Raw genomic sequence first — 19686 nt, 5'->3', positions numbered from 1 at the left:
GCCCGGGATGGGCGCGAGGTTAAAATCTGCGGCGGAAGAGGCCGGCCTGACGGCCGGCATTCCGGTTCCCTGGTGTGGCCTGAAAGGCTCAGAAACCGAGTGATTGTGCGTTATCTTTGGTCACTTCGAGGATCTTATTAAAACGGATCACTTTCTTATTCATATCAACATCGGCTTTGCCCAACCCATCGATAGTCAGATCGGGCGTCACTTCTTTTCCTTGCAGCAACTGATCGGCGACGGTCACCAGCGCGAAACCGGCGTCACGCGGATCCCACAGCAGCGCTTTTTTGATGTCGCCACGCATCAGATACGGCGCGGCCTGGCCCGGCATCGCGATGCCCACTACTGCCAGTTTGTCTTTTGCACGTTTCTTCTGTACGGCTTGCCCGGCGCCAATCGGCCCCAGCGAACCAAAGCCAATCACCCCTTTCATTTGCGGGTAGGTTTTCATTAAATCGAGGGTGGTGGCATAGGATTTGTCGATGCTTTCGGCAACCGGCAAACGCGAGGTCACTTCGAACATATCCGGGTATTTCTCTTTTTGATATTTGATCGCGTAGTCAGCCCAGGCATTGTGCAGCGGCACCGTCAGCGAGCCGACATAAATGGCGTAACCGCCTTTACCGCCCATATCTTTTGCCAGTTCATCGACGTTGGCCTGCGCATATTTTTCGCTGTCGATGGTTTCGATATCCCACTGACCAATTTGCTGATCCGGCGATTCATGCGTCAGTACCACAATGCCTTTGTCACGGGCCTTTTTCAGCACCGGCTCCAGCACCTTCGCATCGTTCGGCACCACGATGATGGCGTTGACGTTTTTGGCGATCAGATCTTCAATCACTTTCACTTGCTGCGCCGGATCCGGCGTTGATGGCCCGGTCTGGTACGCATTGACGTCCAGTTTTTTCGCCGCTTCGTTGACCCCGGTTTCCATGCGGTTAAACCATGGAATACCGGTAACTTTGGCAACCACCGCGATCTCATATTTTTGTGCCGCAAACGCCTGGCCGGAAACCATGCTGGCAGAAATGAGGGCTGCGCTGAGTAATGCGAGTTTGAATTTCATAGTTGTACCTTTCTTGAGGACAGAGGAAAGTCGCGGAAGGGAGGTTAGCAACGAAGGGAAGAGGCAAAACACTGCTAATTTTAAAAATGTGATATACGCCCAAATAAGTTAAATTAACGATCTATTATTGTTAATTTTGAGTTAAAAATGCACGAGGATCCTCCAATAAAAGCGCAAACAGTGTTAAATTTAACCTATAAATAAACATATCATTAACAATACATTTTCATTTCCAGCTTTGTGGCAGATGTTTTTACATGGCAAAACCGCATCTCAGCCGCCAGAAATTTTTAAAATTGAGAACTGAAACGAGCAAGGCAACAACGCCAATAGCAACATTTTCAGCGTAAAACGATACTCACCCGCCAGCAGTGGCGATAACCTTGTATTCCCTGTGGCTTAATGAATAACGGAGTGTCACGATGCGCTATGCGGCTGAACTGGAAGCACTGCTTCGTGCCGATTCACAGCGAATGGCGGTACTGGCAATGGTGCAGGCAACGCACGAAGGGTGCTGGACTGGTGCCGGATTTATACGCGATGCAGTTTGGGATCAATTGCACGGTTTTACGCCGCGACCGCATACCGCAGATGTGGATGTTATCTGGCATGAGCCTGCGGACACGCGCGCTGAACGCGATGCCGGGCTGGAGGCACAGTTGCGTCTGCGCTCGGGTGATGTTGCCTGGTCGGTCAAAAATCAGGCGCGTATGCACACGCGTAATGGCGATGCGCCGTACGCCTCGCTTGACGAAGCCCTGTGGCACTGGCCGGAAACGGCGACAGCCGTCGCGGTACGTTTAGACAAAGAGGATCGCCTCGCGATTATCGCCCCTTTTGGGCTGGCGGATTTATTCTGCTTGCGTCTGCAACCGACACCCCGTTTTCAGCACGAGAAGCGGCACCTTTTCGACCAGCGTGTTGATGAAAAACGCTGGCTGACACGCTATCCAAAACTCCAGCTGTGCGGGTGACTTTCGCGAAGGGCTATGTTAATAAAAGCGCTGGTTCAACGCCTTGCGAAATAAGGGGAAGTGATGAAAACGCGTATGCTGGCGCTGGCGGCGCTGTTACTCAGCAGCCCGGTTCTGGCCGATGAGTGCGATAACGCCTCCACACAATCTCAGCTCAACAGCTGTACCGCTGGTCAATACCAGGCCGCGGATAAGAAACTTAATCAAACCTTCCAGGCCGCGCTTAAACGCGCGACGCCGCCGCAAGCGGCGATGCTGAAAAAAGCGCAGCAGGGCTGGATAACCCTGCGCGACAGCGACTGCGCGTTTGTCAGTTCTGGCGTGGAGGGCGGCAGCGCCCAGCCGATGGTGCAAAACCAGTGCCTGACAGATAAAACCAACGAACGTGAAGCCTGGCTGGCATCGCTGCTGCAATGTGGCGAAGGTGATCTGAGCTGCCCATTACCGCCGGGCCATTAACGCACGCGGATGCCTTCGATGATCATATGCTGAACGTTTTCCACCGCGCGCTGAAAGAAAGCCTCATCCTGCAGGGTCGAGCCGGTGACCGCTTCCACCTGGGTTGCGAAATCGGCGTAATGCTGCGTTGAGGCCCAAATCATAAAGATAAGATGATGCGGGTCGACAGCGGCGAGTTTGCCGCTGGCTACCCAGCCCGCAATAATCGCCGATTTATCGTCAATTAATGTTTTCAAACTGCCGGTCAGTTCCGCTTTCAGCAGCGGCGCGCCCTGGAGCATCTCCTGGCAAAACAGTTTTGATGCCTGGGGATGGTCGCGCGAAACTTCCATCTTTAAACGGATGTATTCGCGAATAGCCGCCAGCGGTGCGAAATCCTCGCGAAACGCTTTCAGCGGCGCTAACCAGATATCGAGGATCTGGCGCAACACGGCGATATAAAGCGCCTCTTTCGACGGGTAGTAATAGAGCAAATTGGTCTTCGATACGCCAGCCAGCTCCGCTACCTGTTCGAGGCGCGCGCCATGAAAACCAAGCCGGGAAAAGAGCTCCAGTGCTGCGGTTAAAATCGCCTGCCGCTTTTCACTCACCGCGCGCTTGCGTTTGCCCGCGCCACTCGCTGCATCCTGTGCCATCACTCACTCCTTCTCCTTCACTATCACGACTCCTGCTCTGCCTCAGTTGCTGCGGCGGCAGTAGGTGTTTTTTTCTTTTTCAGCTTCAGCTCACTCACCAGCACGCCAAGCACAATCAACGCGCCGCCCAAAAGTGCTAACAGCGGTAAGCGCTCGCCAGCAATGCGACCAAAAATTCCGGCCCACACTGGCTCGCCAGTATAAATAACCGTGGCGCGGGTTGGCGACACGCTGCGCTGCGCCCAGTTCATTACCACCTGGATAATGGCGCTAAAAATACCCAATCCCAGCGCGACCAGTAACAAACTTGTTGTCAGTGGCGGTATGGTTTCTCCGGCAGGCACCATGGCGGTAAAAGACACCAGCGATGCGGTGAGCAACTGCACCACAGTCACCCGGCGAACATCGACTTTTCCGGCCCAGGCACTGATCAGAATAATTTCGGCGGCAATCGCCAGCGCGCTGGCAAGAGTAATTATTTCCCCCTCACCGAGCGCCAGCATGTTCCCATCCGGCCCGGCGAGCAACAGCAAGCCGGTAAACGCCAGCGCAATGCCAACACAGGACATGAATCCCGGCAACCGCCCCAGGCACAGCCACTGTAATAGCGGCACCAGAGGCACATACATGGCGGTAATAAAGGCGGATTTGCTGCTGGAAATAGACTGAAGCCCCCAGGTTTGCAGACTGTAACCCAGCGCGATAGCAACGCCGATGACGACTCCCGCCTTCACTTCAAGCCAGGTTAAACCACGCAGAATATTGACAGAGAGCATACCCACCGCCAGCGCGGCAGTGGCAAAGCGCAGGCCAACGAAGAAAAACGGCCCGCTCATCGTTACGGCGTATTGCACGGCGAGAAACGTACCACCCCAGAACATGGTGATAAGGATCAGCAGCGCTTCCTGAGGCTTTACGGAGAAGGCGTAACGGGAGAGAGACATATCACAACCGGCAACAGGGGAAAAACGCTAGTGTGCGTTGGCTTCGCAGACGGTGCAAGAATAAAAAAACCGCCGGGTCTCCCCGGCGGCGGGCGTGGTTGACAACCGGTCAGAGCTGTCAGCCGCCATTGTTAGCTGCTGTTGCGGCTACCATGGCTATTTTTGCCCCCTTTTTTACCGGCTTCTGAGGCGCGCTGGGGATCGTTTTTGAAATTCCCCCCGCTCTGCTGGCCACCTTTACGGCCTGCTGCTGATGCTCTTTCACGGTCTTCAGCAAAGTTACCTGATCCACCACGATGGTTTGCCATGCTTACCTCCAGATGAGTGAAATATCAGACATCATACTGCGTTCAGTAAAAGAGGATTCTTTCACCGCACGGTGCAAAGGCAGAGCCTTTATCTGCGCCGTGTGGAACTAAGCTTAGTGGAAGGAAAGTATTCAGCCAGTGAATGGTAATATTCTGCAACAGCTTGCGCTGCCAATAGCCCTCCTTCCCTAAGCGAAACCGATAACTTCCTCTTAACTCGCCAAAAATCTGTCGCGTTTATATGTGACAAATTGTAAGTGCCAGATTTTTATTTTATAAATTGTTATTTATCAAAGAAATGGCGCTCTCATTTGCACTCTGGCTATCACGTCATACGCTTAAAAAGAACGCAGCGATCTGCTGCCGTAAATCATCAAATAAGGAGTGAGGCAAATGGCCAAAGTATTGGTGCTTTATTATTCAATGTATGGACATATTGAAACGATGGCGCATGCCGTTGCCGAAGGTGCGCAAAAAGTGAATGGCGCGGATGTGGTCATCAAACGCGTACCGGAAACCATGCCGGCAGAATTATTTTTGAAATCAGGCGGTAAGACGCAAAATGCGCCAGTCGCCACGCCGCAAGAGTTGGCTGACTACGACGCCATCATTTTTGGTACTCCCACACGCTTCGGCAATATGTCCGGACAGATGCGAACGTTCCTTGATCAGACTGGTGGGTTGTGGGCCTCGGGCGCGTTGTACGGCAAGCTGGCGAGCGTCTTCAGCTCCACCGGCACCGGCGGCGGCCAGGAACATACAATCTCCTCAACCTGGACTACCCTTGCACATCATGGGATGGTGATTGTGCCGATTGGCTACGCTGCCCAGGAGTTGTTCGATATTACGCAGGTTCGCGGAGGCACACCTTATGGCGCAACAACCATTGCCGGTGCCGACGGTTCCCGACAGCCCAGTGATGAAGAGCTGGCAATTGCCCGTTATCAGGGCGAATACGTTGCGGGCCTGGCAGTAAAACTCAACGGTTAACCTTCCACAGGAGGAGAGAGATGCCAACTCAAGAAGCAAAAGCCCATCGCGTTGGTGAATGGGCAAGTTTACGTAATACGTCGCCGGAAATTGCCGAGGCGATCTTCGAACTCGCCGATTATGACGAAAAGCTGGCAGAGAAAATCTGGGAGGAAGGCAGCGATGAAGTGTTGCTACGCGCCTTTGAAAAAACCGATAAAGATTCTCTTTTCTGGGGCGAACAAACCATAGAACGGCAAAATGTGTAGCATCCGGCTCCCCCGCTATCGCGGGGGAGCACTTCGTTTCGCTTATTTCGCCGCGTCGCGCATTACCGCGTTGAACTTATCAATCGGACAGAACCCTTCTTTATCTACCGGGCAGCCGTTTAAGGCCAGCGTGACACGCTGTGCCGGGGATTTCAGGGTTAATGCTTCGGCTTTGCGCAGCTGATCGCGGCTCTGATAAACATATTCAATCTTCATCAGATCGCGATTACCCGCCGTGTCATGCCAGCGCTGGAAAACGATCTTCCCACCAATCGGCGTGCGTTCGTTCTGGTCATGCAGTTGATAAGGTTTGAAATCGAGCGCCGTGAGCAACGAGGCGATGTTGGAGTCATGCCCCACCAGCAGGGTCAGTTTTGGCGCCCGGCCAGCCTCTTCCACCAGCGTTTTGTCGATGTATTTCACCAGCGGTTTTGCCACGTTACGCGCCACTTCCGGCGAGGTGAACAAGGTATCCTGGTAGCTATTTTTCAGCTTCGACAAAATATTCCATTGCTGATCGGTTTTGATTTCGCCCCACGCCACCTGGTCCATAGGGAACCCTTCGTAGTACTGCAAGGTGAACGCATCCACCAGCGAGTTCCCCACTTTCAGTGGCCCGGACACACCCGGCTCCTGCTGATATTTCGCGCTGAAGGTATCGGTGCTATCTGCCAGTGAGCATTGTTGTTTCTCTTTACAGGCCGGTGACTGCTGATAGCGGGTGATTTTTTCCAGCAGTTTATAGCTCTCTGCCAGCGCATAGTGCTGGCGCTGAGTTTCCATCGCTTTTACCGCCTGCTGGCCAAACGCGGCAGACTCGTCCGTGATCACCGGATTAAAGGTCGGATCCATGGTGCCCATCTTTTCCTGGTGATGTACCGGGACATCACAGCCAGGAAATGCGCCATTGATAAAGAACTGCGCCGTCGCGACAGTGCGTTGCAGACTGTTAGCCCAGGCGTAAATACTTTCTGGTGACGGACACTCCCCCGTCGCAATGAGATTCTGCTCCGCGAGCCATTCGCGCATATAGTGCCCCATATACACTTCCAGCACGCCGCCTTTGGTGGTCAGCTCCCCGCCGGGCACATCCCACTCAGGCCATTTGTTGGGTGTTGATTGCTCCAGCACGCTGCCATTATTCGCCAGCGGTGCACGTAAGTTATGACGACTCATGATCAACACTTGTTGTAACTGATAACCCTGTGGTGCCGTTTGCGCCATCGCGGCGGGGAGTGCCATGGTGGCGGCAAGTGCGCTAAGCCAAAAAACCGTTTTCATTATGCTTTCCTTATTTTTCTACCCGAAATTAGATTGTGACACATTCATGACAACTCACGCGCATAAGATCTGCGGAGTGTGCACTGGCGCAAAAAGCGGTGTGAAGCCGCGCGAAGTGGTTTTATAATTAAACCGCTAACCGGAGAACCGCGATGAAACGTACCCGCTTTGAAGAAACTTTCTGCCCTGTTGCTCGTTCACTGAATATTATTGGCGACTGGTGGTCGTTACTCATTGTGCGTGATGCACTAGCAGGCGTGACGCGGTTTGGCGAATTCCAGAAAAACCTGGGTATTGCCAAAAACATGCTGACTGCACGTCTTAAGCTGCTGGTGGATGAAGGGATTTTGCGCACGCAACCAGCCTCTGACGGCAGCGCCTGGCAGGAGTATGTGTTGACGGAAAAAGGCCGTTCCCTGCAAACGGTGCTTGTCGCTCTTTCCCAATGGGGACAGGAGTGGTTGTTCGGGCAGGATGAGCCCGCCAGCGTGCTGGTCGATAGCCAAACGCATCGGCCATTACAAAAACTGGCTCTGCGCGCCGAGGATGGCCGTGAGTTGCAGCCAGAGGACGTGCGGCTGCGAACTGCCAAACTCTGACAATTCAGTCTGTTACCTCAAACAATTATAAAACCGCACTTTTTGTCGCCTCATTTGGTTGCATTATAAAACCAAATATCGGAAGCTCAATTTAGTTTTATGATAAAACCATTTAACAACGAGGTAAGAGAAAATGACAACTGCCCTGATTACCGGCGCCTCTTCAGGGATTGGCGCCATCTATGCCGATCGTCTTGCGGCCCGTGGTTACGACTTGCTGCTGGTTGCGCGTCGCGGCGATCGCTTACAAGCACTTGCCGACGATTTGCAGCATCGCCATGGCGTAAAAATCAGCACACTGGTTGCCGATCTCAGCAAGGCTGAAGGAATCGAGCAGGTTGAAACGGTTTTACGTGACGATACGACGATAAGTCTGCTGGTGAACAATGCCGGTGCAGCCAATCTTGCCCCTATCCTCAGCAGCGGTGCCGATCAACATGAAGCCATCAACACGCTGAATACCACGGCGCTAATGCGTCTGACACTGGCAGCGTTACCGCGTTTTGTGGAAAACAACCAAGGAACCATTATTAATATTGCTTCAGTCGTTGCTTTCCATGCTCGTGCAGGCAGCGCGGTCTACAGCGCGACGAAAGCCTGGGTGCTTAATTTCACCCGTGGTTTGCAGGAGGAGTTTGCTGGAAGTAATGTTCGCATTCAGGCCGTACTGCCAGCCGCGACCGCGACCGAAATTTGGGGGCATTCCGGTATTACACTTGATGCGCTACCCGAAGGCTCGGTAATGACCAGCGAAGAATTGGTCGATGCGGCACTGGCAGGTCTTGACCAGGGAGAACTGGTTACGATTCCGCCAGTCGAGGATTTACAACTGTGGGATAACTGGGAAGCAGCGCGGCTGGCGCTGTTTAGCGCTTCGCGCAATGGTAAACCTGCCTCACGCTACGCGCGCGATTAACATATACCGGTAGTTGGTAAATAAAGTGGAGCCACTGGCTGGCTCCGCTTTATTACTCAGTAAAAACTCGCGCGGATGGCGATCGTCATATGCGTCTCCGCATCCCCGGAGTTTTCCGGGGTGACATTGAAGTGACAAAGAACCGGAACTAGCCTTTCGTCGTACTGGCATTCACTTACCGCAGTAAAATTAAACCGGGCATCAAGCGCAGATTCATTGACCATCGTATAATCAAGCGGTTTATTGACGCTATCAGGGTAGTGAATGCTGGTTGAGGAGGCGACGAGATCGCCAGAGTAATATTGCACCTTTTTGATATTGCCATCAGTGTCGTAGAAATGATCGGCAATTTTTAGTGTCCGCAGCATTGTCTCGCCCAGCAGGCCTTGCGCATTGGTTTTATAATCAAGATGCCCCTCACTATCATCACGACTCATTAAATTACATTTTTCATCCAGCCCAAAAGCGACAGGTTTGCCATTAAATGTCCCTTTTAACGCTTTTCCTTCATGGACCAAATTCATATGGCTGTTATCGGACTTACCATCGCGACGTAACGCATGTACGCAGCCCTCGGCAGATAACGCCACATGGAGCGTATAAACCTCGTTGCCTTTATCATCGGTTCCAGTGGAATCGATGGTTTTGACATGTCCTTTGATCGGGTTGAAATCAAGCAGTGTCGACAAATTTAACAGTACCGGAATATAGGTTTGCTGCGCGCAGGCTACCGTGGTGGTGAACCCAAGCGAGAGGGCCAACAAATAAGAGCAAATTTTCACTTCTGCCATCCTTTGACATGAAAGTGAAAAGAGTAACAAATGCGGATGATTCAGCAAGACCAGAAAGAGGAAAACCTGAAGGCAAAAAAGCCAGAGTGGCTAAAAAGCGGTTAATATGTCCGCGCATGTTGATGATCGTCAAAAACATTCCTGCTCCAGGTACGGCAGCACAGATTAATTACACCTCGTCACCTTTTCGTAAAAAACGAAAAGAAGCGCTAAACGCGTAAAATAATATACCGCCAATTCATCCGGACAATTCAACCAGGCTCTTTCCATAATTCGACGCGATTGCGACCCTTATTTTTTGCAATATAGAGCGCCTCATCAGCGACCTGAATTAAGCGTTCGTAATCAGGGTGACCACTATACATTGCCGCCCCGATAGAAAGAGACAATGCAATATTATCCCCAGAAGGCGAAACAACCGTGATCTTTTCAACACGGCTACGGATGCGCTCAGCAATACGCAAAGTATCAAACTCCGTCGCCTCGGTTAAAATAATGACAAACTCATCGCCACCGTAACGAAAAACATAATCACTGCTGCGCACATTATCATAGAAAGCGCTGGAGACTTTGCGTAAAATCTCATCGCCAGTATGATGCCCCCATGTATCGTTAATCTGTTTAAACTTATCAACGTCAATAATTAATACAGACAACGGTGTATTCATGCGCTTGGCATGTGCAATTTCGCGTTTAAATATCGTCGGCAAGAAGCGTCGATTAAGAAGTTTAGTTAGCACATCCATTCCGACTTCATGCCGGGAAACTTCCTCAAACAATTCACGTAACATGGTAATAATCTGCGAAACGGTGTTTCTTATTTGAATTAAAAATTTTATGCGCAGTGTTCGGTTACTTAATGCTCTGGGTGTATTACGCGTATTGCGGAATACTTCATCCAGGTCCTGAATGAGGCGTGAGATATGTCCCACTTCGGCAATACCGCTAAAATAGTGGCGGCCTTTATGGTTAAACCACAGGCCAAAGTCTGACTGACTGAAAGTCAGGCTATTACCCAAATCAGCATCCAAAATGATTTTGTAGATAAGATCAATTTCCCAGCTTAGCAACGCAGCAGTCTGACGTTCCTTCTCTTCTTCTGCGTTCTCAAGCAAAGTGAAAATGCGATAATTCTCATCTTCTTTCGCAGAATTGTGTTCAGTAAAGGTAAAAGCTCGTGACATCACTTCCATGGCAAGATCAATACTGTTAATGGCGTAATGGTAAACTTCAAGTTTCTCTGCTGGGCTGTGAGTTGACGAATTGATCACCGGAAAGAGTATTTTTTTAAGAACCCGGAAGCCCATTTCGACGATTTCAACCGAAATACCAATGCGCGCATGAATGGAAGCAACGTGTTGCTGAACGGCGATAACCTTATCGATATCATCAACCTGGCAAGTCAACACATCGATAATCCACGTCTCCAGCGCACTTTTAAGGCGTCTTTCTACTTGATCATTGGAAAGGAACTCCTCCGCATGAGGGTCAATCAGAACGATACGGTAGAATTCCTGGCTCAGAATATGCGCATGCGTTTTGCCAACTTCTGCGACTAAAAAACGAATACGTTCATCTGTTTTATCAATGAGATGAGTCCACTCGCTTTTAATCAATTTAAGATAATTTTCCATTACTTAAACCCTTACGATAGTTAACGCGCTCTCTGCTTGCCCTCATCAGTGTGCTGAATATCGCAAGCCGGAAACTCACAACAAACGTTGAATGTTCTCCAGTCTTTTTTAAAAAACGAAATAATATGCCAAGAAAAAAACGATCGACAAGATAAAAAAATAAACATTACCTGAAATGCATCACTAACATCTCAATCATTTAAAACAACAAAATCAAGTAATGCACCCAAGAAGTATAGACTGCAAATACGCAATTACAATCCACCCTGTAACTAACCTTATCTTATTACAAGGTCTTATTTAAGATTATTTAATTACAGGTTCCTCTCCTGACTACCTATAATCCAGGAATTATCTCCCGAATTATTCAATATGATATCGAGCAAACACATGAAGATTTATACGATCAGTGACGATGTTTATTTCCAGAATGGAATTATTTCATTAGCCAAGTCGAAGGGATGGGACATAGTTGCACATGAGTTAGATTCCTCTCTTACTAACCAACTAACACCTGATGACGTCGTAATCCTTCATCTGGATGTAAAGAACAGCACCTATGCGAAAGCAATCTCACCGCTTAATAAAGTCTGTAAATTACTGGTTATTTTAGGTGCAGCGAGAGATATTGTGATTAATGATGCTGATCTGGTCATCAAATCCAGGGACTCGCTTCTTGAAATAAGTCGCGCTATTAGAGTTGTGGCAAAGAAGAAAAAAGAACTTTCGATCAAAGAGAGTGACCTCAGCGATATCGAGAATATTATTCTCAAAGAATCACTAAAAGGCAAAAACATCCACCTGATAGCTAAAACACTCAATATACCGCCAAAAAGAGTTTACGCTTACCGCAACAAGGCGTGCAAAAAATTGGGAGGAAAAAAAATAAGTGACCTACTTCTGATAAGGGATAAACTACTTGAAGAATCATCAACTTTTTTCACCTCACCTACCAGTATAAGAGAACTGGATTACAGCTTTTAAAACATGCAAGCAAAAGATTATCACCGCCTGTAGTGATATAGATGCTACAGGCGGTTTATTTCTCTCACCAGAGATGAGTCTGTTTGTCGATCGTCCCCCAGCGGAAGTACATGTCACACGCCATCAGAAAATCCCGATGCCAAAGCGCGTAAACGTGCAAATAGTTAAAGCCAATACAAGGTAAAAAACAGATCAGAAAATAGATCTCAAACCAGAGTTGCCATCCGGACCATGCCAGCAGCATACTAACGAAAATGATCCATACAAACTCTATGAGCAGTAACAGAAGAATTCTCAACCAAAAAGGTTTGTCATAGAATGCAGGCCATGGCAATGAAACTGAAAAGTAAAAATCAATTTCTTTTAAAAACAACCTACCGAGAAAGATATAACGTTTCGACAACCGTGTAAAAAGCAGATTCATCGTCAAAACAATACAACACGCAATAAACATTGCGATCACTACCCTGGCAGAGAAAACGCCTGCCCGCTGCGAAAAATCCGCCTCATGTTTCAAAGGCGAAATCGTCAGCAAATTTAAAGCGACACCAAGTAAAAGATAGGCAAAAATATAGCGATAAAGGTGTTTATACTTCACCTTTTCAACCGCTGCTGTTGCTACCTGCTTAATATAACTGGTCCTTAAGTTCCGAAACACACCGTAAATAAAAATCGGTGAAATTGCCAGCAAAGGAATCAGTACATACATTGCTGGATGAACTAAAAAACTGCTCCATATGATTAACCAAAAAACGACAGTAAATAAAATACTGGCAATAAATGGGTGAGAAAACGATGCTTCTGTTTTGCTAAGTTTACTCCCAGAAAAAAAAGAGAAGTCAATTGCTTTTGTAACGCATTTGTATGCCCAAAAAGCTTTAAGTTCATAAATTGAGTTAAAGAATAAAATACCTATAACACCGCTGAGATAATAAGTGTCATTTTGATTAAACTTATAGCCATTATTCTTCCAATAAAAACCAATCATAATAAAAACGACAATGAAGAGAAACGGCAGTATTTTTTTGTCCTGAATGCGTATAAATTTGAGATAGTCTGGAATCACAATAGCACCATTATATTTAAAATAATCCCCTGCAATGCAATGTCATCTCAGGTTTAAAGTTTACAAAATCCATTAATACTTTCCCAAGATAAGCTTTATTGCTAATTTCGATAAATAAGGTCGGTTTTTTATTTCCTAAAAAAAGCGACATGGAATCCGCCCATTTAACAGTATGTGTCAAATGCAAGGAGAGGTTTTCTTTGATCTTTACTGGTTCAGTTTCTGCCCTCCCCGTCACATTCATGACGACATCGTGCTGGGGTGGGCAAATTTCAGCGTCAGACAGATATTTGCGCATTAAGGGTACGCCTTCGGCCATCAAACGCGTGTGCCAGGCACCGCTTACGCCAAGCTTCACAGGCTCATGGCCAGCAGCACGGAGCTGACGTGAGAACTCATTAAGAGCAGCTATCGTTCCGCCAACCACTTGCTGCCGGTGGCTATTATCACAACTGATATCGATTGGTAGCTCAGATTCATTAATCATCTGACTGAGAGCGGTATTATCTATGCCTTTTACCGCCAACATATAGCCTTTGTATTTTTTACTAACCTCATCCATCACCTGCGAACGAAGATGGATCAGGCGGAACAAATTTTCCAGTGTTACTGCTCCGGCAGCATAAAGAGCGCTATATTCTCCGACACTATGCCCGCATGAACCTGTAACGCGCATGTCCCCAAGTTTGTCTTTACAAAGGGTGTAGAGCGTTATATTCATCGCGGTTACAGCAATTTGTTGCACCGTAGTCTGTATCAAGCGATTCATTGGTCCTTTTAGACATAATCGCCTAATATCCATACCCGAAATATCACTGGCGCAATCCCAGATAGCACATGTTGTTTGATTTATATTCCATAAATCTGCCCCCATACCGATAACAGGATTACCCTGGCCAGCAAAAAGAAAAACAACAGGCTGTGAAGTCCTATTTAAATCCATAGATAATATCCTTATAAATGATATTCAAACCCCAGATAAAAACCAATCGTTCTACCAAAGTGGGAGAATTCAGCATCTCTTGAGCCAAATGCTGAAAACATACCCGCATAACCTTCCACTTTGCCGTCAAAATAATTAAGCGGTGTTGAGTAGTGCGCACCTACTAACGAACTGTAATCCATCATATTAGTAATGATATAAGGTTGCAGGCTAGAGCCACCTTTGAAAGCTAAACTTGCATACGCATTAATGTAGTGTTTTCCCTGTAGGTTTCCTTTATTTGCAACATTACTAATTTCTGCCCCCATAAGGTATTTATACGCGTCAAATACCTGATCTAATACAGCATACTGATTTTTGGTATTGAGGTAATCGACAAAATTCATTTGCTGGTGCCACTCACGTGCAGAATATCCTTCGCTTTGAAAGTAGTATTCCATGCCAAACAAACTAAAGTTATCGGTTGTGTACTGCCCCCCTATCGCCAGCTCAATACCCTGTTTATTTTCGGTGGTATAGAGCGAAGAAGGGAAAGCGTAATTTTGCACCGCAGCAGCCCTTTGCTGTGAAAAATGCCGCCATTGCTGGGATGAGTGCAAGGCAATCTCGGCATTGATAATCCATTGTGGTGTGTAATTAAAGCTGTCAGCTAAAGCAACAGAGCGAGATTCTCCTGACATCACATTAATTGACGGCGTATGATTTTTAAGACGATATTCTGTATAACTTAACAGATAGCGTTCACTGGAATTAGAGCGTTGATCAGCAGACCAATTGCCTGACGACTCATAGCGCTTATTTATTCGTGCTAATCGAGGTGCGACAGTGAAAGCCAGACCGTAATCCCTTGTATCATGAATAAGGCTCGCTCCCCAAAATGATTCAGCATAAACCGATTTCATTGCCGGAGTATAAAGGCGGTCATTTTTGAATCCCGCATAGTAATTAGTTAGCAGAGCCGATGGCGATTTAAGAAAGAAAATACCCAGTTTATCTCTGAGCTTACCGACTTCCAGACGAATGTTGTCAGAGGCTATAAACGTAAGTTTAACCTGATTCAGTAGCATTCGTGAACGATGGTTATCCTTATCAAACCTACCAGGTGCTCGCCATGGATAATAAGTTAATCCATAAAGTGACAGATCTAAATTAAGTCGTTCCTCAATAAGCGAACAATCACTGCTGAATTTCACACCTGCGCTATTATTAACATTATCTTTTACATAGGCGTTCTTACCTTCAATATTCCATATCGATGGTTTCTTTTTTGTATAAGAGCCTTGTAACGATAGCGTGATATCAGCATTTTTTTGCATATCTGAACCAGAAAGACAATTTGCAGAGAGACTAACAGGTAACAATATTAATGACAAAGTCACCAGATTTATGCGGCAACTCACTTAACACCTCGCTGGATATATTCCCGGGTAAAGTTAGATTCCGGTAAAGACTCGAACCTGACATCGCTGTACTCCATAACAGAATAACCTTTACTATGCTTTGCATCTCGCACAATGATTTTCATTGGTCGCATTTCCCCCAGTACCATTTGAAAATTTTGGTACTGGACTGTTTTAAGCAGTCTATCGTCCATCGAATAATAAGATGCCTGATATGGGTGATAATTTTCTTTTTCAACCAGATAGATAATTTTTGGGTATGTCACTGCATCCGATTTACGCAGTAAGACGAGTTCGTAGCAGATCGATTCCCCGCAGGGCCTATCTCCCGTCAGCGTTGCGCTATAGGAATATTCAAAGTTGGTAACGATTACGTCACCATTTGAAATCTGTCCGACCAATCTTTGTTCTCTCGATATAGGTATAGGTCGTCGAAGGGTTGGCGTATAAAACCAAAGATCATACCAATCAGATAGCATGATATTACCCTTATCCCTTGGCGGATAAATAAACCGAGCTAATGAGCGAGCATCAGCCGGCATTCCTTTTTCAGGCTTCATAAATCGCATCGATATATCAAGGATCTGTTTATTTTCTTCTTTTTCTACACCATTTTTGTACTCAAGCACTGTAACGGTATATCGAAAAGGTTTATTGGGTGAGCGAATTTCGTCAGCTCGCCGAATAATATCCAGCGCACCGACCGCAGCTATCGCACTGGCATTTGCCATCATAAAAAAAACAGACACAATAATGGTTCGAAGACTAACGGTGCCAATCATATTCAGCCTTAAGAAAATTTAAATGCATCTGATATATTTAACCGGGATGCTCGCAACGCAGGTAATATTGACGCTAACGAGGAGGTTAGCACAGGCAATACAAACGTTAACCATATCAACCCGGCGTTATTAATTTTAATGAAAGCAGTATAACCTTGCGTTTGCCCGGGAGAGGGAGGCATGGCAATACCATGTAGATTAATGATACCTGCTAGAATAAAGCCGATGGCAAGACTACCTATCGCACCGAGGATCCCAATATATATGCCTTCCAGCAGGAATAACCGCGAAACATGAAATGGCTGTAAACCTATAGCCCGTAGCGTGGTGATTTCTCGTGTACGCTCTATAATATTCATCGTCATCGCATTACTGATCATAAATATTACGATAAGGACCACGATAAGCTTAATGAAGAAATAAATACCAGAGAGTAACCCCTCCACTTGCTGATAAAAAATAGAAGTATCCTTCCAACTTTTAACGATCAATGGCAAATGATGTTCATCAATAAAATGCCGTAAATTTTTAATAAAAAGATCTGTATTGTCTTTTTTAAGCAAGATTAATACTTTACTTACACCATCTGTACCCATCAATTTTTGTGCTGTCGCCAAAGGCATTTTCATCGCAACATCATCATAATCTTTAATTCCTGAGGAAAAGATGCCACGTAATTTCAATGAAAGTGCGCCCTGACCACCATGGGTGTTGACTGTCATTATATCAAGCCAGTCACCGTAATTCGCATTTAGCGTTGCGGCAAGTCCTTCCCCGAGGGTAACTTCATTGGTTTTCACTCGCGATAAATCACTCCCAGAAATAATTTTATCGAATGAACCGAGCTTTAATGATGGCAACGGTTCCACACCAAACCCTGAAAAAAAACTGGAGGTTTCATTTTCGTATTGTGATACAACGCCGCTAAACTCCAGTTGTCCTGAAATAGTTGAAATATCATCAGATAACCCATGATCACTGAGGATTTCTTTTTTCAGGTTTGCATAATCTGCAATCAGGCTGCGGCTTTTATTAGATGTCTCAAAATATTTTGGATTATAGATCTGTACGTGTCCGATATTTGTTCGAATCGTCTGTTCCTTCAAAATCCAAAAAGAATAGTCAATAAACCCACCATATAAAAAAATAGACACGCCACCCAGCATTATGGCAATCATTGTTGAAAGTGTTCTTTTTTTATGCCGGAACAAATTCAAAAAAGAAAACTTTGCATCCCTGAATTTAAAAAGCAGACAATAAAGGACAAAACAGATTATCACAACAACAGCTATATTCATTAAAGGCATATGCATGGAGATCTATTCACCTTTGAGTAATGGAATAACAACCTGGGTAACTTCATTCATATCCCACTCTGGTTCAGTGTGGAATTTAGTATTCAGGTACTTCGCATCCCCAGAACTTTTCGCCTTTATTTTTTTCATTAGCAATTCAGCCTGCTTAGGCTGATTGCAACTCACCAGGGCTCTATAACGCATATACTCGATATGATTTACAATATCTTTGTCGAAAACATTTTTTCCTTTTAATAACTGCTCGGTATCATCGAGTGTTATCACGCAACGTCCTATGACAGCAGGTAAATACGCGTCGATGCGCGCGCGTAGATATTTAATACGGGGATTTTCTTCATGTGTATCTACTGCTTCATCAAGATAAAAAAAGCCCGTTTTCGCATATTCCGAAGCATGGATAAAATCATTAACAGCCGAAAAATGATTCGCCTGGCGTAACATTCCATATGAATAAAAAATCAGCGATGTAACGTTCTTCGTTTTTTCAAACTCCTGAAAAAGCGCCTGTGTCGTTTTCGCTAACGCATCGGATTGCTCAGGAAGGCCGTGCTGTATCACTTTATCGACCTCCGGAGCAGTCATCGCATCAACACTATTCGCTACCACCGTACAGGCCAACCCCACCCAGAGTGGCCAATAATACTTATGCACCTGAGCCATGTACTAACACTCCATCTTTAATTTCAATTACCCTCCCGGCCCTGTCTCTAAGCTGGGTTGAATGCGTGGAAATAACAAATGTGGTGCCGGTCTGCTGATTTATTTTCATTAACAAATCTAAAATGGCTTCCCCTGTTGTTAAGTCCAGATTGCCGGTCGGTTCATCGGCGACGACGACTTTGGGATCATGCGCAAGCGCGCGGGCGATCGCAACGCGCTGCTGCTGCCCTCCCGATAACTGACCAGGTTTTCGATCAACTAAATGGCCGAGCCCCACGCTGTCCAGGAAATGTAAAGCGCGCTCTTTTGCTTCTTTCTTATTGAAATGTGCATTCAGAATAAGTGGATAAAAAACGTTATCAAAAACACTGAGTACCGGAATGAGGTTAAAAAACTGGAAAATAAATCCTAAGTACTTGCTTCGTACATACGCCAACTGTTTTTCGGGCATTTCATTAAGAACATGATTAAGAAACATGACAGTCCCCCCGGATGGCGTATCGATGCCAGAAAGGATATTGAGCAACGTGCTTTTCCCACTACCGGAAGGCCCACACAGCGCCACAAACTCACCTTTATTAATTTCAAGGTTAATATTTTTAAGCGCATCAACCTTATTTTCACCAGAACCAAAATGCTTATAAATATCCTGCATAAATATTGCTGGAACTTCTTTTATTGTGTTGCTCATCAATCACAACTCCGCCGAAAAGCAGGTATCAAAATAGCTATACCCGCCGAAATTATCAGCTAATATTGTGCGCATCTTTTTTGAAATACCCTTGTTATTTAGTAGATATTCCCAACTCAGCGCAGGTGTAAGACAACCACTCGCCCCATAAATATCGTTCAGATCGATAAAATCAATGCCAGTTTGCTGCGTTACTCGCATGATATTATCTTTCCTGGCCGAAAAGGTAAGCAAATCACCTTCCGACAGGTCCTTCATCATCTCACGTTGAATGTCATCAAGATTATTGTTAGCAGCATAATTACCGCAACTCACTCTTAGTGCACTTTCGCGCAAACTAAAAATAAAACATCCTGTCCGTTCGACAGAGAGTTGCATGCCATTTTTTTGCTTCGATTTGGCGCCCCCTTTTATACCAAAGATATCTTCATCCGAAAAAACCAATACAGGGATCGCTCTGTATGCTCCGCATATCACGACAAAATCGAAAACTTTCCAGCGTAGATAATCTTGTGCCAGTTGCATCGCCTGTACTAATGCAAATTTCTCCCCACGAACTTTGCAAGTTACGTTTTTGATAGAGAATTTCTTTAATATATTTTTAGGCAACGTATCAATAATCGAAGTATGCAGCGCGCTGGTAATATTTTCAAAAACAGATGATTCTCCCCATGCATCAATATAAATAAAAGCAGTACGCGACTTAAGCAATAACATACGATCTCTTGGGGTCATCTGTTGTAATGCAACATCAGCAACTTGCTCCATGGATTCTATATAATCCATATAACGCGGTTTACGTATCATTTCCCGCGCATAAGTTTCTTTATCAGTGCCGAATCGCTTAAACGCCCAGCCGCTTGCGGAAGTAGATTTAAGAGCCTGATTATACAGATGCGATTCCCAGGCATTTAACCAGTGAGGTACATAAAAATAGAACTTATCGTCTGGTTCCAGAAGTGAAAATGACGACAGATATATCTCATTTTTCAT

General features: G+C 46.2%; 22 protein-coding genes. 7 read left to right on the top strand and 15 right to left on the bottom strand.

Annotation, left to right across the window (positions count from 1 at the left end; genetic code table 11):
- Positions 1–88: 88 nt before the first annotated feature.
- A complete protein-coding gene (locus tag H650_RS22565) occupies positions 89–1072 on the bottom strand; it encodes an autoinducer 2 ABC transporter substrate-binding protein (RefSeq protein WP_017456273.1) in 984 nt (327 codons plus the stop codon).
- Between the two features lie 422 nt (positions 1073–1494).
- Between H650_RS22565 and H650_RS22560 the strand changes: the two genes are divergently transcribed.
- Positions 1495–2046 (top strand): nucleotidyltransferase family protein, encoded by a 552-nt coding sequence (locus H650_RS22560; RefSeq protein ID WP_020457312.1) that lies wholly within the window; start codon positions 1495–1497, stop codon positions 2044–2046.
- A 63-nt stretch (positions 2047–2109) separates the two neighbouring features.
- Entirely contained in the window at positions 2110–2505 is a 396-nt protein-coding gene (locus H650_RS22555; RefSeq protein WP_020457311.1) for a lysozyme inhibitor LprI family protein, read from the top strand.
- On the opposite strand, the gene rutR is transcribed toward H650_RS22555, so the two are convergent.
- From rutR to H650_RS22540, 3 genes are all read right to left on the bottom strand, one after another.
- Positions 2502–3140, bottom strand: coding sequence for an HTH-type transcriptional regulator RutR (gene rutR, locus H650_RS22550; RefSeq protein ID WP_020457310.1), 639 nt, complete (start codon positions 3138–3140; stop codon positions 2502–2504). The genes H650_RS22555 and rutR overlap by 4 nt on opposite strands.
- A gap of 23 nt (positions 3141–3163) precedes the next feature.
- Entirely contained in the window at positions 3164–4084 is a 921-nt protein-coding gene (locus H650_RS22545) for a DMT family transporter (protein ID WP_020457309.1), read from the bottom strand.
- 131 nt (positions 4085–4215) lie between these two features.
- Positions 4216–4392, bottom strand: a complete 177-nt coding sequence (locus tag H650_RS22540) for a con-10 family general stress protein (RefSeq protein WP_020457308.1) — start codon at positions 4390–4392, stop codon at positions 4216–4218.
- A 393-nt stretch (positions 4393–4785) separates the two neighbouring features.
- On the opposite strand from H650_RS22540, the gene wrbA reads away from it, so the two are divergent.
- Both wrbA and H650_RS22530 read left to right on the top strand, forming a co-directional pair.
- Positions 4786–5382 carry an NAD(P)H:quinone oxidoreductase gene (gene wrbA / locus H650_RS22535; protein ID WP_020457307.1) on the top strand — a complete coding sequence of 199 codons (597 nt, stop codon included), beginning with the start codon at positions 4786–4788 and terminating at the stop codon, positions 5380–5382.
- Between the two features lie 20 nt (positions 5383–5402).
- On the top strand, positions 5403–5630 hold the full coding sequence (locus H650_RS22530; RefSeq protein WP_017456265.1) for a YccJ family protein: 228 nt from the start codon (positions 5403–5405) through the stop codon (positions 5628–5630).
- A 42-nt stretch (positions 5631–5672) separates the two neighbouring features.
- On the opposite strand, the gene agp is transcribed toward H650_RS22530, so the two are convergent.
- Positions 5673–6911 (bottom strand): bifunctional glucose-1-phosphatase/inositol phosphatase, encoded by a 1239-nt coding sequence (agp, locus tag H650_RS22525; RefSeq protein WP_020457306.1) that lies wholly within the window; start codon positions 6909–6911, stop codon positions 5673–5675.
- Positions 6912–7063: 152 nt separating this feature from the next.
- On the opposite strand from agp, the gene H650_RS22520 reads away from it, so the two are divergent.
- Positions 7064–7510, top strand: coding sequence for a winged helix-turn-helix transcriptional regulator (locus H650_RS22520; RefSeq protein WP_020457305.1), 447 nt, complete (start codon positions 7064–7066; stop codon positions 7508–7510).
- Positions 7511–7643: 133 nt separating this feature from the next.
- Positions 7644–8426: an SDR family NAD(P)-dependent oxidoreductase gene (locus H650_RS22515; protein WP_020457304.1), complete on the top strand. Its 783-nt coding sequence runs from the start codon at positions 7644–7646 to the stop codon at positions 8424–8426.
- A 56-nt stretch (positions 8427–8482) separates the two neighbouring features.
- On the opposite strand, the gene H650_RS22510 is transcribed toward H650_RS22515, so the two are convergent.
- Both H650_RS22510 and H650_RS22505 read right to left on the bottom strand, forming a co-directional pair.
- Positions 8483–9217 (bottom strand): YnfC family lipoprotein, encoded by a 735-nt coding sequence (locus H650_RS22510; protein WP_238328362.1) that lies wholly within the window; start codon positions 9215–9217, stop codon positions 8483–8485.
- Between the two features lie 251 nt (positions 9218–9468).
- Positions 9469–10851, bottom strand: a complete 1383-nt coding sequence (locus tag H650_RS22505; RefSeq protein ID WP_020457302.1) for a diguanylate cyclase — start codon at positions 10849–10851, stop codon at positions 9469–9471.
- A 390-nt stretch (positions 10852–11241) separates the two neighbouring features.
- Here H650_RS22505 and H650_RS22500 point away from each other — a divergent pair, with 390 nt between their 5' ends.
- Positions 11242–11835, top strand: coding sequence for a helix-turn-helix transcriptional regulator (locus H650_RS22500; RefSeq protein WP_238328361.1), 594 nt, complete (start codon positions 11242–11244; stop codon positions 11833–11835).
- Between the two features lie 64 nt (positions 11836–11899).
- On the opposite strand, the gene H650_RS22495 is transcribed toward H650_RS22500, so the two are convergent.
- From H650_RS22495 to H650_RS22460, 8 genes are all read right to left on the bottom strand, one after another.
- Positions 11900–12901 carry a YcdU family protein gene (locus H650_RS22495; RefSeq protein ID WP_020457300.1) on the bottom strand — a complete coding sequence of 334 codons (1002 nt, stop codon included), beginning with the start codon at positions 12899–12901 and terminating at the stop codon, positions 11900–11902.
- 16 nt (positions 12902–12917) lie between these two features.
- A complete protein-coding gene (locus H650_RS22490; protein WP_020457299.1) occupies positions 12918–13844 on the bottom strand; it encodes an ACP S-malonyltransferase in 927 nt (308 codons plus the stop codon).
- Between the two features lie 11 nt (positions 13845–13855).
- Positions 13856–15160 carry a hypothetical protein gene (locus tag H650_RS22485; RefSeq protein ID WP_353609655.1) on the bottom strand — a complete coding sequence of 435 codons (1305 nt, stop codon included), beginning with the start codon at positions 15158–15160 and terminating at the stop codon, positions 13856–13858.
- Positions 15161–15240: 80 nt separating this feature from the next.
- Positions 15241–15978: an outer membrane lipoprotein-sorting protein gene (locus H650_RS22480; RefSeq protein WP_044489826.1), complete on the bottom strand. Its 738-nt coding sequence runs from the start codon at positions 15976–15978 to the stop codon at positions 15241–15243.
- Positions 15979–16034: 56 nt separating this feature from the next.
- Positions 16035–17339 carry an ABC transporter permease gene (locus tag H650_RS22475; RefSeq protein WP_020457296.1) on the bottom strand — a complete coding sequence of 435 codons (1305 nt, stop codon included), beginning with the start codon at positions 17337–17339 and terminating at the stop codon, positions 16035–16037.
- 6 nt (positions 17340–17345) lie between these two features.
- Complete coding sequence (locus tag H650_RS22470) at positions 17346–18002, bottom strand: hypothetical protein (RefSeq protein ID WP_020457295.1); 657 nt, start codon at positions 18000–18002, stop codon at positions 17346–17348.
- Positions 17986–18693, bottom strand: coding sequence for an ABC transporter ATP-binding protein (locus H650_RS22465; protein ID WP_044489609.1), 708 nt, complete (start codon positions 18691–18693; stop codon positions 17986–17988). Before H650_RS22465 ends, H650_RS22470 begins: the two co-directional genes overlap by 17 nt.
- Positions 18694–18696: 3 nt before the next feature.
- Positions 18697–19686: a hypothetical protein gene (locus H650_RS22460; protein ID WP_020457293.1), complete on the bottom strand. Its 990-nt coding sequence runs from the start codon at positions 19684–19686 to the stop codon at positions 18697–18699.

Source organism: Enterobacter sp. R4-368 (assembly GCF_000410515.1).
Classification (GTDB): domain Bacteria; phylum Pseudomonadota; class Gammaproteobacteria; order Enterobacterales; family Enterobacteriaceae; genus Kosakonia.
The sequence above is the reverse complement of the archived record's forward strand: the minus strand, read 5'-3'. Positions and strand labels throughout refer to the sequence as shown.

Excerpts from the sequence above, each read along its gene's own strand:
- H650_RS22485 (WP_353609655.1), bottom strand. The coding sequence starts at position 15,160 with ATGCAAAAAAATGCTGATATCACGCTATCGTTACAAGGCTCTTATACA.
- wrbA (WP_020457307.1), top strand. The coding sequence starts at position 4,786 with ATGGCCAAAGTATTGGTGCTTTATTATTCAATGTATGGACATATTGAA.
- H650_RS22555 (WP_020457311.1), top strand. The coding sequence starts at position 2,110 with ATGAAAACGCGTATGCTGGCGCTGGCGGCGCTGTTACTCAGCAGCCCG.
- H650_RS22480 (WP_044489826.1), bottom strand. The coding sequence starts at position 15,978 with ATGATGGCAAATGCCAGTGCGATAGCTGCGGTCGGTGCGCTGGATATT.
- H650_RS22475 (WP_020457296.1), bottom strand. The coding sequence starts at position 17,339 with ATGCATATGCCTTTAATGAATATAGCTGTTGTTGTGATAATCTGTTTT.
- agp (WP_020457306.1), bottom strand. The coding sequence starts at position 6,911 with ATGAAAACGGTTTTTTGGCTTAGCGCACTTGCCGCCACCATGGCACTC.
- H650_RS22545 (WP_020457309.1), bottom strand. The coding sequence starts at position 4,084 with ATGTCTCTCTCCCGTTACGCCTTCTCCGTAAAGCCTCAGGAAGCGCTG.
- H650_RS22470 (WP_020457295.1), bottom strand. The coding sequence starts at position 18,002 with ATGGCTCAGGTGCATAAGTATTATTGGCCACTCTGGGTGGGGTTGGCC.
- H650_RS22540 (WP_020457308.1), bottom strand. The coding sequence starts at position 4,392 with ATGGCAAACCATCGTGGTGGATCAGGTAACTTTGCTGAAGACCGTGAA.
- H650_RS22490 (WP_020457299.1), bottom strand. The coding sequence starts at position 13,844 with ATGGATTTAAATAGGACTTCACAGCCTGTTGTTTTTCTTTTTGCTGGC.
- H650_RS22515 (WP_020457304.1), top strand. The coding sequence starts at position 7,644 with ATGACAACTGCCCTGATTACCGGCGCCTCTTCAGGGATTGGCGCCATC.
- H650_RS22460 (WP_020457293.1), bottom strand. The coding sequence starts at position 19,686 with ATGAAAAATGAGATATATCTGTCGTCATTTTCACTTCTGGAACCAGAC.
- H650_RS22505 (WP_020457302.1), bottom strand. The coding sequence starts at position 10,851 with ATGGAAAATTATCTTAAATTGATTAAAAGCGAGTGGACTCATCTCATT.
- H650_RS22565 (WP_017456273.1), bottom strand. The coding sequence starts at position 1,072 with ATGAAATTCAAACTCGCATTACTCAGCGCAGCCCTCATTTCTGCCAGC.
- H650_RS22500 (WP_238328361.1), top strand. The coding sequence starts at position 11,242 with ATGAAGATTTATACGATCAGTGACGATGTTTATTTCCAGAATGGAATT.
- H650_RS22520 (WP_020457305.1), top strand. The coding sequence starts at position 7,064 with ATGAAACGTACCCGCTTTGAAGAAACTTTCTGCCCTGTTGCTCGTTCA.
- H650_RS22510 (WP_238328362.1), bottom strand. The coding sequence starts at position 9,217 with ATGGCAGAAGTGAAAATTTGCTCTTATTTGTTGGCCCTCTCGCTTGGG.
- H650_RS22530 (WP_017456265.1), top strand. The coding sequence starts at position 5,403 with ATGCCAACTCAAGAAGCAAAAGCCCATCGCGTTGGTGAATGGGCAAGT.
- rutR (WP_020457310.1), bottom strand. The coding sequence starts at position 3,140 with ATGGCACAGGATGCAGCGAGTGGCGCGGGCAAACGCAAGCGCGCGGTG.
- H650_RS22560 (WP_020457312.1), top strand. The coding sequence starts at position 1,495 with ATGCGCTATGCGGCTGAACTGGAAGCACTGCTTCGTGCCGATTCACAG.
- H650_RS22465 (WP_044489609.1), bottom strand. The coding sequence starts at position 18,693 with ATGAGCAACACAATAAAAGAAGTTCCAGCAATATTTATGCAGGATATT.